This window comes from Roseovarius mucosus DSM 17069 (genome assembly GCF_000768555.3).
GTDB lineage: Bacteria > Pseudomonadota > Alphaproteobacteria > Rhodobacterales > Rhodobacteraceae > Roseovarius > Roseovarius mucosus.
Map to the genome: position 1 here is coordinate 472,781 of NZ_KN293991.1, position 14,484 is coordinate 487,264.

Annotated in this window: 11 protein-coding genes; 6 read left to right on the forward strand and 5 right to left on the reverse strand. The window is 65.1% G+C overall.

Translation table 11 applies throughout. The annotated features are described in order from the left end of the window. Both ROSMUC_RS20015 and ROSMUC_RS20020 read right to left on the reverse strand, forming a co-directional pair. Complete coding sequence (locus tag ROSMUC_RS20015; RefSeq protein ID WP_037276638.1) at window positions 1-1,371, reverse strand: hypothetical protein; 1,371 nt, start codon at window positions 1,369-1,371, stop codon at window positions 1-3. Window positions 1,372-1,513: 142 nt separating this feature from the next. After that, a complete protein-coding gene (locus tag ROSMUC_RS20020; protein WP_037276639.1) occupies window positions 1,514-3,529 on the reverse strand; it encodes a hypothetical protein in 2,016 nt (671 codons plus the stop codon). A gap of 148 nt (window positions 3,530-3,677) precedes the next feature. On the opposite strand from ROSMUC_RS20020, the gene ROSMUC_RS20025 reads away from it, so the two are divergent. Then, window positions 3,678-4,373, forward strand: coding sequence for a thiamine diphosphokinase (locus ROSMUC_RS20025; RefSeq protein ID WP_037276640.1), 696 nt, complete (start codon window positions 3,678-3,680; stop codon window positions 4,371-4,373). Continuing rightward, on the forward strand, window positions 4,370-6,004 hold the full coding sequence (locus ROSMUC_RS20030) for an MFS transporter (RefSeq protein WP_037276642.1): 1,635 nt from the start codon (window positions 4,370-4,372) through the stop codon (window positions 6,002-6,004). Before ROSMUC_RS20025 ends, ROSMUC_RS20030 begins: the two co-directional genes overlap by 4 nt. Here the strand turns inward: ROSMUC_RS20030 and ROSMUC_RS20035 are convergent. Continuing rightward, the gene (locus tag ROSMUC_RS20035) at window positions 6,001-6,582 is read right to left on the reverse strand and encodes a DUF1285 domain-containing protein (protein ID WP_037276644.1); all 582 of its coding nucleotides are present in this window, start codon (window positions 6,580-6,582) and stop codon (window positions 6,001-6,003) included. The genes ROSMUC_RS20030 and ROSMUC_RS20035 overlap by 4 nt on opposite strands. Before the next feature lie 69 nt (window positions 6,583-6,651). Here ROSMUC_RS20035 and ROSMUC_RS20040 point away from each other — a divergent pair, with 69 nt between their 5' ends. Genes ROSMUC_RS20040 through ROSMUC_RS20055 form a run of 4 tightly spaced genes read left to right on the forward strand, consistent with a single transcriptional unit; the run spans window position 6,652 to window position 13,343 of the window. After that, entirely contained in the window at window positions 6,652-7,659 is a 1,008-nt protein-coding gene (locus ROSMUC_RS20040; protein WP_037276646.1) for an AAA family ATPase, read from the forward strand. A gap of 1 nt (window position 7,660) precedes the next feature. Beyond that, the gene (locus tag ROSMUC_RS20045; protein WP_037276648.1) at window positions 7,661-8,545 is read left to right on the forward strand and encodes a DUF58 domain-containing protein; all 885 of its coding nucleotides are present in this window, start codon (window positions 7,661-7,663) and stop codon (window positions 8,543-8,545) included. After that, window positions 8,542-11,298 carry a DUF4159 domain-containing protein gene (locus ROSMUC_RS20050; protein ID WP_206018481.1) on the forward strand — a complete coding sequence of 919 codons (2,757 nt, stop codon included), beginning with the start codon at window positions 8,542-8,544 and terminating at the stop codon, window positions 11,296-11,298. Before ROSMUC_RS20045 ends, ROSMUC_RS20050 begins: the two co-directional genes overlap by 4 nt. Beyond that, window positions 11,295-13,343, forward strand: a complete 2,049-nt coding sequence (locus ROSMUC_RS20055; RefSeq protein WP_037276650.1) for a glutamine amidotransferase — start codon at window positions 11,295-11,297, stop codon at window positions 13,341-13,343. Before ROSMUC_RS20050 ends, ROSMUC_RS20055 begins: the two co-directional genes overlap by 4 nt. Before the next feature lie 9 nt (window positions 13,344-13,352). On the opposite strand, the gene ROSMUC_RS20060 is transcribed toward ROSMUC_RS20055, so the two are convergent. Beyond that, the gene (locus tag ROSMUC_RS20060; protein WP_037276651.1) at window positions 13,353-13,712 is read right to left on the reverse strand and encodes a hypothetical protein; all 360 of its coding nucleotides are present in this window, start codon (window positions 13,710-13,712) and stop codon (window positions 13,353-13,355) included. Between the two features lie 29 nt (window positions 13,713-13,741). Next, entirely contained in the window at window positions 13,742-14,461 is a 720-nt protein-coding gene (locus ROSMUC_RS20065) for a DUF599 domain-containing protein (protein WP_037276652.1), read from the reverse strand. Window positions 14,462-14,484 lie beyond the last annotated feature (23 nt).

Consider the following 14,484-nt stretch of genomic DNA (forward strand, 5'->3'; position numbering starts at 1 on the left):
TCACGCCCCGCGCGGTGTGGCGAGCAGCCAGAGGCCAAAGACCGTATACGCCACCATGAAGAGGGCGAGCGGCACCTGACCCAGCACCGCGCGCGCCCGCCCATCCCCCGCGCGCATCGCCAGCGCATGCGCAAGCAGGATAGCGATGACATGGCCCATGACCACCGCCCCCGCCTGTGTCATCCAGATGATCTTGACCGGGCCGGGCGTATTCAGGAATCCGGCGGAAATCGGGTGCGATGCAAGGCCCAGCGCCCGCGCGAAGGCAGCCAGAACATACTGTCCATCCACCAGAAACGCCGTCAGGTAATGGGCAATATGATAGGCCAGCGCGATGGGCAGAATGGTGGGCGCATAAAGGCAGAACAGCCCCCGCAAGGGGCGCGGTTGCCCCCCCGCCAGCCGCTCGCCCAGCCAGAGGGCGCCGGCAAACACCCCTATAAGGGCTGCGTTGGATGCCAGAAGGCCCAGTATATTCGGGAGGATGACCGCCGAGCGCCCCGGAAATTCCAAAGGGTTGATCCCCAGTAGACCGAGCCAGAGAAAGGTCTCGTTCATCCCGTCAAAGCTGCCTGATCCCAAGAGGATGAGGCACAGAACCGCCAATCCCAGACTGGCCCTTGGTCCGGTCAATATCTGCCACCCGGATAGCCCTGCGGATATGTAACCTTTTGAAAATCCGATGAAAGAAACCCGGCAATAGAGCCGCATCAGCACCGTGATCGCTTCGCCTCGGGCCAGCCAGGCAGGGCCGAAGAGCACCATTCCGCTCAGCATCGCATACCAGTAGAATCCCACCACCACCGCCAGCCGACCCGGATCCGTGGGGGCGGGATCGGCCATGAGAAACCCGCAAAACGCAAGGAACCCCACGACACTAGGCCAGTATCCCAGGGCGCGCGGATAACGCAGCGGCGCGCGCATGTCCGTGAGGCGGCGCAACAGGGCCCCCACACCCACCCAGGGATTGATCCAGCGCCAGAGATCGCCCACCAAACCCTGAAGCGTGACCAGCACAATCCAGAACACCACCCAGATTGTCAGAGGCAGGGGATTGACCCCCGGATCGCCCGGCCCCATCAGCCCGCGCCACACGAGCCAACCCAGCAAGACGGTCACTGCGAGATTAAGGAAATATCGCATGAAAACAGGTAATTGCAGGCGAAATATTGCGATGGGCCGGAACAGCGTTTCGGCAAATCCCCCCGGCAGAACGGCCAAGAGCGCCACGGTCAGCGCCACGGTAACGCCCCCGGCGGCGATGTAGACATTGGTGGGCAGCAAGAGGACAAACCCCTGTTCGCCCGCATGTGCCCAGACCGCCCCCGCCGTCAGCGCCAGAAACATCCCGCCCAGCATGATTGCGCGCATGCGCCCGTCCCCGATTTTCCCAACCCCTGAGAGTCTGACCTTTCCCCGGGGTGCGCGAAAGGGACAAATCGCCCCAGAGATACGAAAACCCCCGCACCAGAGGCGCGGGGGCGTTACCCTTCACCATACAATGGCGTTGCGCTCAGCCCGCGTGGCGGCGGCCTGTCGCGCGAAATTCGGTCTCTTCGGTCACGGCAAAGCGCCCGCCGGCCAGCTTTTGTAGCTTGCCCTGGCGCAGCAATTGCCCAAAGGAGCGCAAGCTGTCCTCGCGCGAGAAGCGCTCTTGCTCGACTTCCTTGAGCTTGCCCATCAACATCGGGCGCGAGAATTGCGGGCGACCCTCGACATCCGACATATAGGCCGCCGCCGCCTCGAGCAGGTCGGGCAGGCTGTTTGCGCCCACTTCCTCGGCAAAGGCACTAAAGCTGCCCTCCTTGGCCTGTGCCGCGATATCCACCTCCAGTTCGGCGGCAGAGATGCGGCGCGGGCGAATGGGCGCGCGCGGCGTGTCGATCCGCTGTTCCGCCACCAGTTTGAGCGGTGCGGGGCGGCTTTCTTCGGGGCGGGCCGAACGCTCTGCGGGTGTGGCGATCTGCGGGCGGCGCGGGCGCACGACACTGGCCAGATCGCTGCGGTAGGGGGCATCATCGACGTTCTCGCGCAGTGTGGATCCGGCGTTGTGTTCCGCGCGGGTGGCCGCCACGGCGGCGCGCAGATGCTGGATCGCATTGCGGCGCTGGCTGGACGCAGGGGCGTCGAGCTGGGTGTCGGTCTTGTCGAAGATACGTGTGAGGTCGTTGGACGCGGCGGCTTCATCGAAGCGTCGCGTGCTCTGGTCCTGCACGGGCGTGACGGCGAACTCGTCCTCGTCCTCGGCGTCATCCTGCTCCGCGGCAACCGGCGGGGTCGGCTCGTCCTCGGCTGCGGTCTCTTCAGTCGCAGTCGGCTGTTCATCGTCCTCTGCCGCCTGCACCGCGATTTCAGCCTCGGGTTCCGGCTCGGATGCCATGGCATCTTCAAGGGCCAATTCGGCCTCGACCTCGGCCAGTTCGCGCTGCAACTCGGCCTCTTCCTCGGGGCTGAGGATGGTGTTCTCGGTGTCAAAGAGGTTGTCGTCGGCCCCGTCGAAATCTTCGTCGTCCTCGTCATCCTCTTCAAAGATACCCTCGGCCACGGCGGCCTCAAACTCGGCGCGCTTGACCTTGATCACGCGGGCGAGGGGCAGGGTTTCCGGTGTCGTCTCGGGCGCATGGCTGGTCTCGGTGTCGGTCGGTGTGGCGTCTGCCATCAGCGCGGCCAACGTATCCTCAAAGTCGTCGGCTCCGGTCTCTTCTGCCTCTGGCTCCTGCTCGGCCAGGACCTCTTGCGGCGCGGGCGTTGCGATGGGCGCGGCGGACAGGATTGCGTCGAAGTCCACGTCCTCTTCGACTTCGTCGATTTCTGCACTCTCGGCGCGGTCATCCTCGGCCAGAACGGCGCTCAGGTCCTCGGCGACCGTGTCGAGGAAATCCTGTGCGTGCTCGTCTTCGGAATACTCGGCGTCGGCGGTTTCGGTCTCCTGCGCCACGACCGAGCGGATGCGGCTGAGCTTGGCGGCGATGCTTTCGCTGTCCGGTGCCAGTGCTGCCGGCGCGATGCGCGGCTCTTGTTCCAGCCCCTCGGGCTGGTCGGGGGCCTCGCTTGCGATGGCCTCTGGAACCTCTGCGACGGTCTCTTCGGGCAGGTTTGCAAGCTCTTGCGCGGTCTCGTCGGTTTCGACCATTTCCGGTGCTGCCTCGGCCACAACCTGTGGCGCGGGGGCGGTTTGGGTCATTTCGGGCGCGGTGTCGGGGCGTTCCGGTTCCGGTGTCGTCTGAGGCGCCGGGGCGGGGGCCACAAGGGGGGTGTGCATCGCCGCCTGTTCGTTCGCGGCGCGCAGCACGATCTTGCCACGCTCCTCATGCGCCTCGACCCGCCGGGCGATTTCCCGCTCGGCGATACGCGCCAGCATCTCGGCATCGGGGGTTGGCGGCTCTGCTCCGAAATACCGGTCATCCGCCGCCAGATCGCGAAAATACTCCGCAATCGCCTTCATCGTATCAAATGAATCGTCAAAACCTTCCAACGTGCACGAGAATGTGCCGTAGGAGACTGTCAGTATCTTGTTTGAACCAACCATAATATGCGCTCGCTTTGCTTGCCTGCAAAGACAGGGTTTACCATGACGCCATAGACCAAAGCGGCCCGATTCTTAGATTTTTACCGTATCATTTCGTGTTCAGAATGTGACATCAGGTACGTTAACGCAACGATAACAGGTAAATTTGATGATTGTTCGCGAAACAGAACCGGTGATCCTGATCGGTGGGGCCTCTCTGCCTGAGGGCCAGGTTAACCACGCGCTCAGACTTGCCCGGATCGTGATCGCCGCGGATGGCGGGGCCGATGCCGCGCTGGCACATGGCATCACCCCGCAGGCGGTGATCGGCGATTTCGACAGTATTTCGCAGTCGGCCCGCGCTGCAATCCCCGAAACGGCGCAGTTTCCGGACCCCGATCAGGATACGACGGATTTCGAGAAATGCCTGGGCGCGATTGCGGCCCCGCTCATTCTAGGCCTCGGGTTCTGTGGCGACCGGATGGATCACCAACTGGCGGCCTGCGCCGCGCTGGTGCGTCATCCCTGGCAGCGCTGTATTCTCTTGGGCTCGCGGGATTTGATGTTTCTCTGCCCGCCCTCGCTCAACCTGCCACTGCCAGAGGGGTGCCGCGTCTCGCTTTTCCCGATGGGCGCGGTCGAGGGGGTGTCGCAGGGGCTGAAATGGCCGATTGGCGGGCTCAATCTTGCGCCTGATGGGCGCATTGCCACATCGAACGCGGCACTTGGGCCGGTGCATCTGGCGGTGACAGCGCCCAAGATGCTGGTGATCCTGCCGCTTGAGATGCTCGACATCACGATGGCGGCACTGCGTGCAACGATTGCCCACTGGCCCGATGCCGCGAGAGGGAGTGATCGCGCATGACCCTGACACAGCGCCTGATGACATGGGCCGATGCCGTCGTCTTTGATCTTGGGCGGCAAATGCGCTGGACCTTCCTGCCGCCCCTGATGGTCTATTTCGCCGCCGGGTTTTCCGGGCTGACGATGATCGTCGGCACATTCTTTGTGAAAGAATATCTCGATCTCTCGGCGGCCTATCTGGCGGGGCTCGCCTTCTGGGCGGGGTTGCCATGGGCGCTCAAGATGCCGCTGGGGCATCTCGTCGACATCATCTGGCGGTGGAAATGGCTGTTGATCTATCTCGGCGCGGGGCTGATCGGGCTGTCGGTGCTGATCATGTATCTGCTGCTCACCCAGACCGAGGCGATGGTGGCGATCATGCCCATGGCGGCGTGGTATGTCACCTCTTACATTCTGGCACCCTGCGGGCTGGTCATTCAGGATGCGGTGGCCGATGCCATGTCGGTCGAGGCGGTGCCGCGCTTTGACGCGGAGGGGCGGGCGATTGACGTGGATACGGCGCGGGCGCTGCATACAACGATGCAGACGCTGGGGCGCTTTGCGCTGATTTCCGGCACGCTCGCGGTGGCGGCGCTCAATATCTACATGTTCGCGGGCATTGAGGACCTGGGATCGGATGCCAAGCGCGCGACCTACGCGCTGATCTACTTCTCGGCCCTGTCGATTCCGCTGGTGTCGGTGTCGGGGGTGCTGTTGGCGGCCTGGCAGAAACACCGCCTGCGCCGGGGGCTGCGCCAAACCGGGCTGAGCGAGGCGGAGGCGGACACGCTTTTCGAGCGTCCGGGCGAAGAAACGCGCGCAAACCCGTGGTATTTCATCGGCGGGGCCGGGTTCGTGGCGCTGTCTCTGAGCATTGGACTGAGCGAAATCCCCTATGGGCAGGAAATCATCTTTGCCGGGTCCATGGCGATCGTGCTCTTACTCATGCGACAGCTTGTGGCGGTGCTGCCGGTGGCGCAGGCGCGCACGCTGGTGGGCACGGCAATCATCATCTTCATGTTTCGCGCTACGCCGCGTCCGGGCGATGGGTATACGTGGTTTTCCATCGACCTCTTGGCGTTCGACCAACAGTTTCTGTCGGTGCTCTCGCTCATCACCTCGGTTCTGACGTTGGTGGGGATGGTGATCCTGCGGCCGCTGATGGCGCATCGCAGCATTGTCTATATCGTGGTGCTGCTGACGCTGGCGGGGGGTGTTCTGTCCCTGCCCAACATCGGGCTCTATTACGGGGTGCAGGAGGTGACGGCGGCCATGACAGGCGGCATCGTCGATGCCCGCTTCATCGCAATCCTTGATACGGCCATAGAATCGCCCTTGGGGCAGGTCGCCATGATCCCGATGCTGGCCTGGATCGCGCGCAACGCGCCGGACAATCTCAAGGCCACGTTCTTTGCCGTGATGGCGTCGTTCACTAATCTGGCACTCTCGGCAAGCTCGCTGCTGACCAAATACCTCAACCAAGTGTTTGTGGTCACGCGCGAGGTGAAGGATGCGGCCACAGGCCAGATCACGACGGCGGCGGATTACAGCGCCTTGGGGACGCTCTTGATCACCGTGACGCTGATCACTGTCGGCCTGCCGCTCTTGACCGTGGTCGTCATTCAACGCTCACCGCTGCGCAGTAAGGATTAGGGCAACTCCGCCTCAGGGATCACCGGAAAGAACTGGCCGCCGGACCAGAGACCGAACCACCCCTCGTGCCGGTCGCCAATATCCACGAGGCGGTAAAAGCTCTTGCGGTCGATCAGCGCCTCAAGATTGGCGCGCACCAGCACATAGGGTGACGGCTCTCCGGTTTCGGGATCGCGGGTGACGCGGATCGGGTGATCGGGGCCGGCGGTCACATGGTCGCCGACATTGGTTTCAAACCGCAGGGTTTGCGCCGCGCCGGTGCCGTCGGATTCGAAATCCACGGCCACGAAAGGCGCGTCATCGACGGTGATCCCGACCTTTTCAACCGGAGTGACCAAAAAATAAGCGTCGCCATCGCGGCGCAGGATGGTGGAGAAAAGCCGCACCAATTCGGGCCGCCCGATGGGGGTGCCAAGGTAGAACCACGTGCCATCCCGCGCAATCCGCATGTCCAGATCACCGCAAAACGGCGGATTCCACAAATGCACGGGCGGCAGCCCCTTGCCCTTGGCCCGCACCGCGCGCGCCGATGCGGCGAGTCCATCGGCTGACGGGCTTGTGACGGAATCTTTGCTCATTGCTTTTGCCATTTCTGTCCCAAGCTATACACTCATAGGGGACGATATAGGTTTGACGGGAGTTTTTCCATGACCGATGACACTGATCTCTTGGCCGGTCTCGAGGCGCTCGAGGGAAAATTGGCCCAAGCGCGGGCCTCGATCACCCGGCGGTTCATCGGGCAGGAACGGGTTGTCGACCTGTCCTTGTCGGCGCTTCTGTGCGGGGGACATGGCCTTTTGATCGGTCTGCCCGGTCTGGGCAAGACGCGGCTGGTCGAGACATTGGGCACGGTCATGGGCTTGCACACCAACCGGGTGCAGTTCACGCCAGACCTGATGCCCGCCGACATTCTGGGCAGTGAGGTGCTGGAAACCGCCGAGGATGGCAAACGCGCGTTCAAGTTCATCGAAGGGCCGGTGTTCTGCCAGCTCCTGATGGCCGATGAGATCAACCGCGCCAGCCCGCGCACGCAATCCGCACTGTTGCAGGCGATGCAGGAACGCACCGTAACGGTAGCCGGTGTCAGCCGCCCGCTGGGCACGCCGTTTCACGTTCTGGCAACGCAAAACCCGATTGAACAAGAGGGCACCTATCCGCTGCCCGAGGCGCAGTTGGATCGTTTTCTCGTGCAGATCGAGGTGCCCTATCCGGACCGCGACACCGAGCGCGCGATCCTTTTGGCGACTACGGGCGCCACGGAAGAGGCGGCGCATGGCGTCTTTACCCCGGACGAGTTGATTGCCGCGCAGCAGATGCTGCGCCGGATGCCGGTGGGCGAAAAGGTGATGGAGGCGATTCTCGATCTGGTGCGCGCCTGCCGCCCCGAAGATGCAAGCGCCGCCGATGCGGTCCGCGCGAGCGTGGCCTGGGGGCCGGGGCCGCGCGCGGCGCAGGCGCTGATGCTGACGGTGCGGGCGCGGGCGATGTTGCAGGGGCGGCTTGCGCCTGATTCCAGCGACGTGGCCGCCATGGCGCAGCCGGTCCTGGGCCACCGGATGGCGCTCAATTTCGCGGCGCGCGCGCGCGGCGAGAGCCTGCCTGACTTGATTGCTCGCACGGTCGAGGATGTGACCCAAGTGCAGGCCGCCGCCTGAGATGGCCAATCTCGCCCTCTCTCCCCTGCGCCCGCGCGCCGAGGCCGAAGCGAGCCGCCTGCCGCCCCTCCTGGCGCAGGCGGAACTGCTCGCGCGCACGGTGCTCTTGGGCGAGCATGGGCGGCGGCGGGCAGGGGCGGGCGATGATTTCTGGCAATACCGCCCGGTGCAACCCGGCGACAGCCGCCGCATGATCGACTGGCGCCGTTCTGCGCGGTCAGACGTGCAATTCGTGCGGCAACGCGAATGGCAAATCGCGCAGAGCGTGATGCTCTGGGTCGATCCCGCAGCCTCCCTGCGCTTTGCCAGTGACAAGGGCCTGCCCGAAAAGGCGGATCGCGCGCGGCTCCTGGCGCTTGCGGTGGCCATATTGCTTGTGCGCGGCGGCGAACGGGTGGGCCTCACCGGCGGCACCCTGCCCCCCCGGCGAGGCGAGATGCAGGTGGCGCGACTGGCCACGGCGCTGATGCAAGAGAGCGCCGAGGATTATGCATCCCCCGATATGTCCGGCCTGATCCCGCATGGCCGCGCGCTCTTGATTTCGGATTTCATGGGCGATCTGGCCCCTCTGCGCGACGCGCTGACGGCGGCGGCGGATCGGGGCGTGCGCGGGCTGCTGTATCAGATGCTGGACCCCGCCGAAGAGGCCTTTCCCTACACCGGCCGCACCATTTTCGAGAGTGTGGGCGGCACAATCGCCCATGAGACCCTGAAGGCCGGCGATCTGCGCACGCGGTATCTGGAGCGTCTGGCGGAACGCAAGGACGCGCTCGACGCGCTCTGCCAGGCAACCGGCTGGCGCTATGGCTGTCACCATACCGGCGAGAGCGCGCAATCGGCGCTCTTGTGGCTGCATGGGGCGATGGCGGGCGGGGGGAGCGCATGATCCTGGGCCCCATCGGATTTGCCGTCCCGTGGCTCTTGTGGGCGCTGCTGGCCTTGCCGATCCTGTGGATCATCCTGCGCGCCGTGCCGCCTGCGCCGATCCGGCGGCGCTTTCCCGCCGTGGCGCTGCTCTTGGGTCTGCGCGACGAGGATCACGTCAGTGACCGCACGCCGTGGTGGCTCTTGCTGCTGCGGATGCTGGCGGTGGCGGCGGTGATCGTGGGGCTGGCGGGGCCAGTGCTCAATCCGCGCGACGAGGGCGCGGCGCGGGCCACCGGGCCGCTTTTGATCCTCATGGATGGCAGTTGGGCCAGCGCCCGCGACTGGGCCGCGCAAACGGCTGTGGTTGACGCGATGCTGGCAGAGGCGGGGCGCGATGGGCGGCCTGCGGCGCTGATGCAACTCAGCGACCCGCAAGCGCCGGTGTTTCAGGCGGCGGACAGTCTGCGCGCGCGGGTGCCGGGGCTGATCCCCGCGCCGTGGCCAGTGACGCCAGAGGGGATGGCCCGCGCCGTGGACCTGTTGGGCGAGAGCGCGTTTGAAACGCGCTGGTTCTCGGACGGGCTGGCCGCAGAGGGGCGCGCACCGCTTCTTGAGGCGCTCGAGGCGCGCGGCCCTGTCACCGTGCATGAAAGCCCGCGCGCCGTGCTGGCGTTGACCCCGCCGACACTGGAAGACGGGCAAATCCAATTGCGCGCGTTGCGGGCCGTGCCGGGGCCGCTGCGCGAAATTGCGGTCAATGCCCACGGGCTTGATCCCGCCGGGGTGTCGCGGGTGCTCGCCACCCTGCCGATGACCTTTGACACGGGCGCGCTTGAGGCGACAGGTGCACTGTCCCTGCCGCCCGAATTGCGCGCCCGTGTCACCCGGTTTGAGATTGCGGGCGAGGCGCAGGCAGGGGCCGTTTCCCTCACCGATGACGGGCTGAAACGGCGCGAAGTGGCGCTGATCGCGGGGCGCGACGATCGTGAAGGTCTCGAACTGCTGTCGCCGTTGCATTACCTCGAACAGGCGCTGAGCCCCACGGCGGACCTATTGGACGGGGGGCTGATGGATGTGCTGCCCGCCAATCCCGATGTGATCGTGCTGGCCGATGTGGCGACGCTCTCGGGGGCGGAACAGGCGGCCTTGCTCGACTGGGCGGACAAGGGCGGGATGCTTTTGCGCTTTGCCGGGCCGCGCGTGGCCGCCAGCGATGTCTCGCGCAGCGAAGAAGACCCGCTGATGCCGGTGCGCCTGCGCGCGGGCGGGCGCACGGTGGGCGGCGCAATGTCCTGGGGCGAACCCAAGACGCTGGCCCCCTTCATCGACGGCAGCCCATTTCAGGGGTTGGCCATTCCGGACGATGTTACCGTGAGCGCACAGGTGATGGCGCAGCCTGATCCAACCTTGGCCGACCGGGTGATCGCGCAACTGAGCGATGGCACCCCGCTTGTCACGCGCAAACGGATCGGGGCGGGGCAGGTGGTGCTTTTTCACGTCACCGCCAATGCCGAATGGTCGAGCCTGCCGCTCTCGGGCCTCTTCGTGCAGATGCTGGAGCGGCTGGCGGTTTCGTCCGCGATGGCCCCGCCCGATGCGGGCGAACTGGCGGGCACTACGTGGCAACCGGCGCGGTTGCTGGACGGGTTCGGGCGTTTGACAGAGGCCGATACGCGCCCTGGTGTGGCGGGTGAGCGCCTTTTGTCGGCGCCGCTTGGTCCCGATCTCTGGCCCGGTCTTTATGAGGGGCCAGAGCGCAGCGTCGCGCGCAATGTGATCGCGGCCGATACCACACTCAGCCCGGTGGCATGGCCTGCACGGGTGGCGGTCGAGGGTCTGGAGCGTGCGCCCGAAACACCGTTGGGCGGGTGGCTGCTGGCTGCGGCCCTGATGCTGCTGACGGCTGACATTCTCGCCTCGCTGGCGCTCTCGGGGCGGCTCTGGCCTGCGCGGGCGGTGGCGATGCTGGTCCTCGCGCTTAGCCTTGGACTGGCCCCCGAGGCGCGGGCGCAGGACGATGCGCGCGCGCTGCTGGCGACCGAGGAGCTGGCGCTGGCCCATGTGATCACCGGTGATGCACGGCTGGATGATACCGCACGCGCCGGGCTGCGCGGGCTGGGGCAGGTGCTCAATTTCCGCACTTCGGTCGAGCCGGCAGAGCCGATTGCCGTCGATCTCGAACGTGATGATCTCACGTTCTTTCCGATCCTCTATTGGCCGATCAGTGCCGATCAGCCGACGCCCTCGGCAGAGGCCTATGTCAAGCTCAACGATTATTTGCGCAACGGCGGCCTCATCCTGTTTGACACGCGCGACGCCGATGTTGCCGGGTTCGGTGCGGCGACGCCAAATGGCGCAAGGTTGCAGCGGATCGCGGCCCCGCTGGATATTCCACCGCTGGAACCCGTGCCAGAGGATCATGTGCTCACGCGGACCTTTTATCTATTGACCGATTTTCCGGGGCGCTATGCTGGCCGATCGGTCTGGGTCGAGGCGGCCCCGCCCGATGCCGAACAGATCGAGGGCATGCCGTTTCGCAATCTCAATGACGGGGTGACGCCGGTGGTGATCGGTGGCAATGACTGGGCGGCGGCCTGGGCAGTGAACGAGCGGGGCGATCCGATGTTTCCCGTCGGCCGCGGCTATGCTGGCGAGCGGCAGAGGGAACTGGCCTATCGCTTTGGCGTCAATCTGGTGATGCATGTGCTGACCGGCAATTACAAATCTGATCAGGTGCATGTGCCCGCACTTCTCGACAGGTTGGGCCAATGACCGGCAGCGTGGTGTTCGACCCTCTCTTGCCGCTCTGGCTTATTGCAGCGCTTGGGGCGCTGGTGCTGGCAGGTCTGGCGCTGGCGCTCTGGCGGGGGCTGGCAGGCTGGCCGCTCCGGGCACTTGCGGGGCTGGTGATCCTTGCGGCGCTGATGGGTCCGGCCTATCAGCAAGAGGAGCGCAATCCCCTCAGTGACATCGTTCTGATCGTCGAGGATGAAAGCGCCAGTCAGGGATTGGCGGATCGCGCCACGCGCACTGCCGAGGCCGCCGACACTCTGACGGCAAGGCTCGAGGCGCGCGGCAATACAGAAGTGCGCCGCGTGCGGGTGCCGGATGCGCCCGAGAATGGCGGCACACAGGCCATGACCGCGCTGGCGCAGGCGATGGCAGAAGAGCCGCTGGGCCGTATCGCGGGCGTTATCCTGCTCTCTGACGGGCGTGTTCACGATGTCGAGCGGGCACCGGACATTCCCGCGCCGCTGCATCTCCTGCACACGGGCCGCGCGGGAGATTGGGACCGGCGGCTCAGGATCGACAATGCGCCTGCCTTTGCCATTCTCGGCGAAGAGGTGCAAATGACCCTGACCGTCACAGATGAGGGCGCAGCCCCTGCGGGCGTGACCACTGTGCCGCTTGATATTTCCGTGGACGGGGCCGAGTCGCGCCGCTTCGAGGTGCCTTTGGGCGAGGAAATCACCCTGCCTCTTGTCTTGCCGCATGGCGGGCGCAATGTGCTGCAATTCACCACCCCCGAAGCACCCGGCGAGTTGACGGATCGCAACAACACCGCGCTGGTGCAGATCAACGGTGTGCGCGACCGGCTGAGCGTTCTTCTGGTCTCCGGCCAGCCCCATCCCGGCACGCGCACCTGGCGCAACCTGCTGAAATCCGACAGTTCGGTCGATCTGGTGCATTTCACAATTCTGCGCCCACCCGAGAAACAGGACGGGGTGCCGGTGCGGGAATTGTCGCTGATCGCCTTTCCCACGCGCGAGCTGTTTCTTGAAAAGGTGGATGATTTCGATCTGATCATCTTTGACCGGTATCGGCGGCGAGGGATTCTGCCGAACGTCTATCTCGAGAATATCCGCCAATATGTCGAGAATGGCGGGGCGGTTCTGTTTGCGGCGGGGCCGGATTTTGCCGGGCCGGAGAGCATTTATCGCGGTCCGTTCGAAGCGATTATCCCAGCGCGTCCCACCGCGCGTGTGGTCGAGGAAGGCTATCTGCCCAAGGTCACGGACCTGGGCGAGCGGCATCCGGTGACGGCAGGGCTGGCCCAGGAGTTTGACGGGGATTGGGGCCGCTGGCTCAGGCAGGTGGAGGTCATGCAGTCGGCGGGCGATGTCGTGATGTCCGGGGTCGGTGACCGGCCTTTGCTGCTGCTTGACCGGGTGGGCGAGGGGCGCGTGGCGCTCTTGGCCTCGGATCATGCCTGGCTCTGGGGGCGCGGATTCGAGGGCGGCGGGCCGCAGCTCGAACTGTTGCGGCGCCTCGCGCATTGGATGATGAAGGAACCCGAGCTGGAGGAAGAGGCGCTCTGGGCCGAGGCCACGGGCCAGCAGATGCGCGTGATCCGCCGCTCTCTGACCGAAGATGTCGGCCCCGTCACCATCACCACGCCCTCGGGCGATGTGATCGAGCGGCCCCTGCAAGAGGTATCACCGGGCCGGTTCGAGACGCTGTTCGACGGGCCGGAAATTGGGCTCTATCGCCTGGAGAACGGCGATCAAAGCGCGGTCATTGGCCTTGGCCCCGCCGCGCCGGTCGAATTCGAGCGCACGATTGCGAGCGCCGAGGCGCTACAGCCGGAGATTGATGCGACCAACGGCGGCGTCTGGGCGCTGGAGGACGGTATGCCCGCGATCCGTGCCGTGCGCGAGGGGCGGCCCGCCGCCGGGCGCGGCTGGATCGGGATCACACCGCGTGGGGCCTACGAGACCCAAAGCCTGCGCCAGATGGCGATCCTGCCACCCTGGCTCGTGCTGCTGCTTGTGTCAGGATTGATCCTTGGGGGATGGCTGCGCGAGGGACGGCGATAACGGTCGGGCTTAGGGCCGCAATTCGACGCGAAAGGGCGTGGTGCTCCACCCATCCACCGAGCAATGCGCCCGGACGAACACCTCTTGCGTGCCTTCTGGCAGGGTCAGCGAAGGGAGCGATCGGGTAAAGGGCTGTTCCTCGACATGCGGGTGATGCAGCAGGCGATAGCCCAGCCTATTTCCCGCCGCGTCCAGAACCTCCCACCCGTCAACATAGTGACCCCAGCCGGTGTCGGGATGCAGGACCGTGACCGCGACTGTCCAAGCGCCGCCGGTCTTGTCGAGTTGCACGCCGAGAATTTCGGGTTCATCCGCAGCAACGGGGCCGGCGACAAGGGCGAGGACAAGGCACAAACATCTCATGCTCATAGATTAGCCCAGTCTCGCGCAAAAAACACTCACGTATGTGTGTTCTCGTCGGGTCGATCAGGTTGGAGCAGCACCGCGCGCGATTGTGAGGCGAATTCGCGGCGCAGCAGCATCAGGCATGTGATCCCCGTGGCCCCGATCAGCGCCTCTGGCCCCAAGAGCCAGGCCGCCGCCGAGAGCGCGAAATAAATCGCTCGCAGACCCCGGTTGAAGCCGCGTGCGGCGGTGATGTTGATCTCTGCCGCCTTTTGAGCGCGCGGCAGGGCGGCGGCATCGCCGGGGTCATTAGGCACGGCGGCCATGATCACGGCGCAATAGCCAAAGAGCCGATTGGACCAGACAAATTTGAGAAAAGCATTGGCGAGAAAGACGAGTATCACGAGGATCTTGACCTCCCAGACGATGACCGGTCCGGTCGCGGGGGTCAGATCGTCGGCGATGCCCATCACCCGCTCCAGATCACCGAGCATCGCCAAGGCGCCACCGATGGCGATGAGCGTGGCTGAGGCGAAAAAGGCGGTGCCCTGCCGCAAGCTTCCCAAGAGCTGCGCGTCAAAGATGCGCGCGTCGCGGGCGACCATCTGGACCATCCATTCGCGCCGATACTGCGCCATCAGTTTCGTCACTGAAGGCCGCGCGCGGGGTGGGTTTTCGATCAAGAGACCAAGACCAAGCCAGCCCAGCACCAATCCGCCCAAGGCGAGGGCATCAAGCGTGCTGAAATGTGTCAGTTGATCCATCCAAATCATGGGTGCAAGCTATCCTTGCAAGG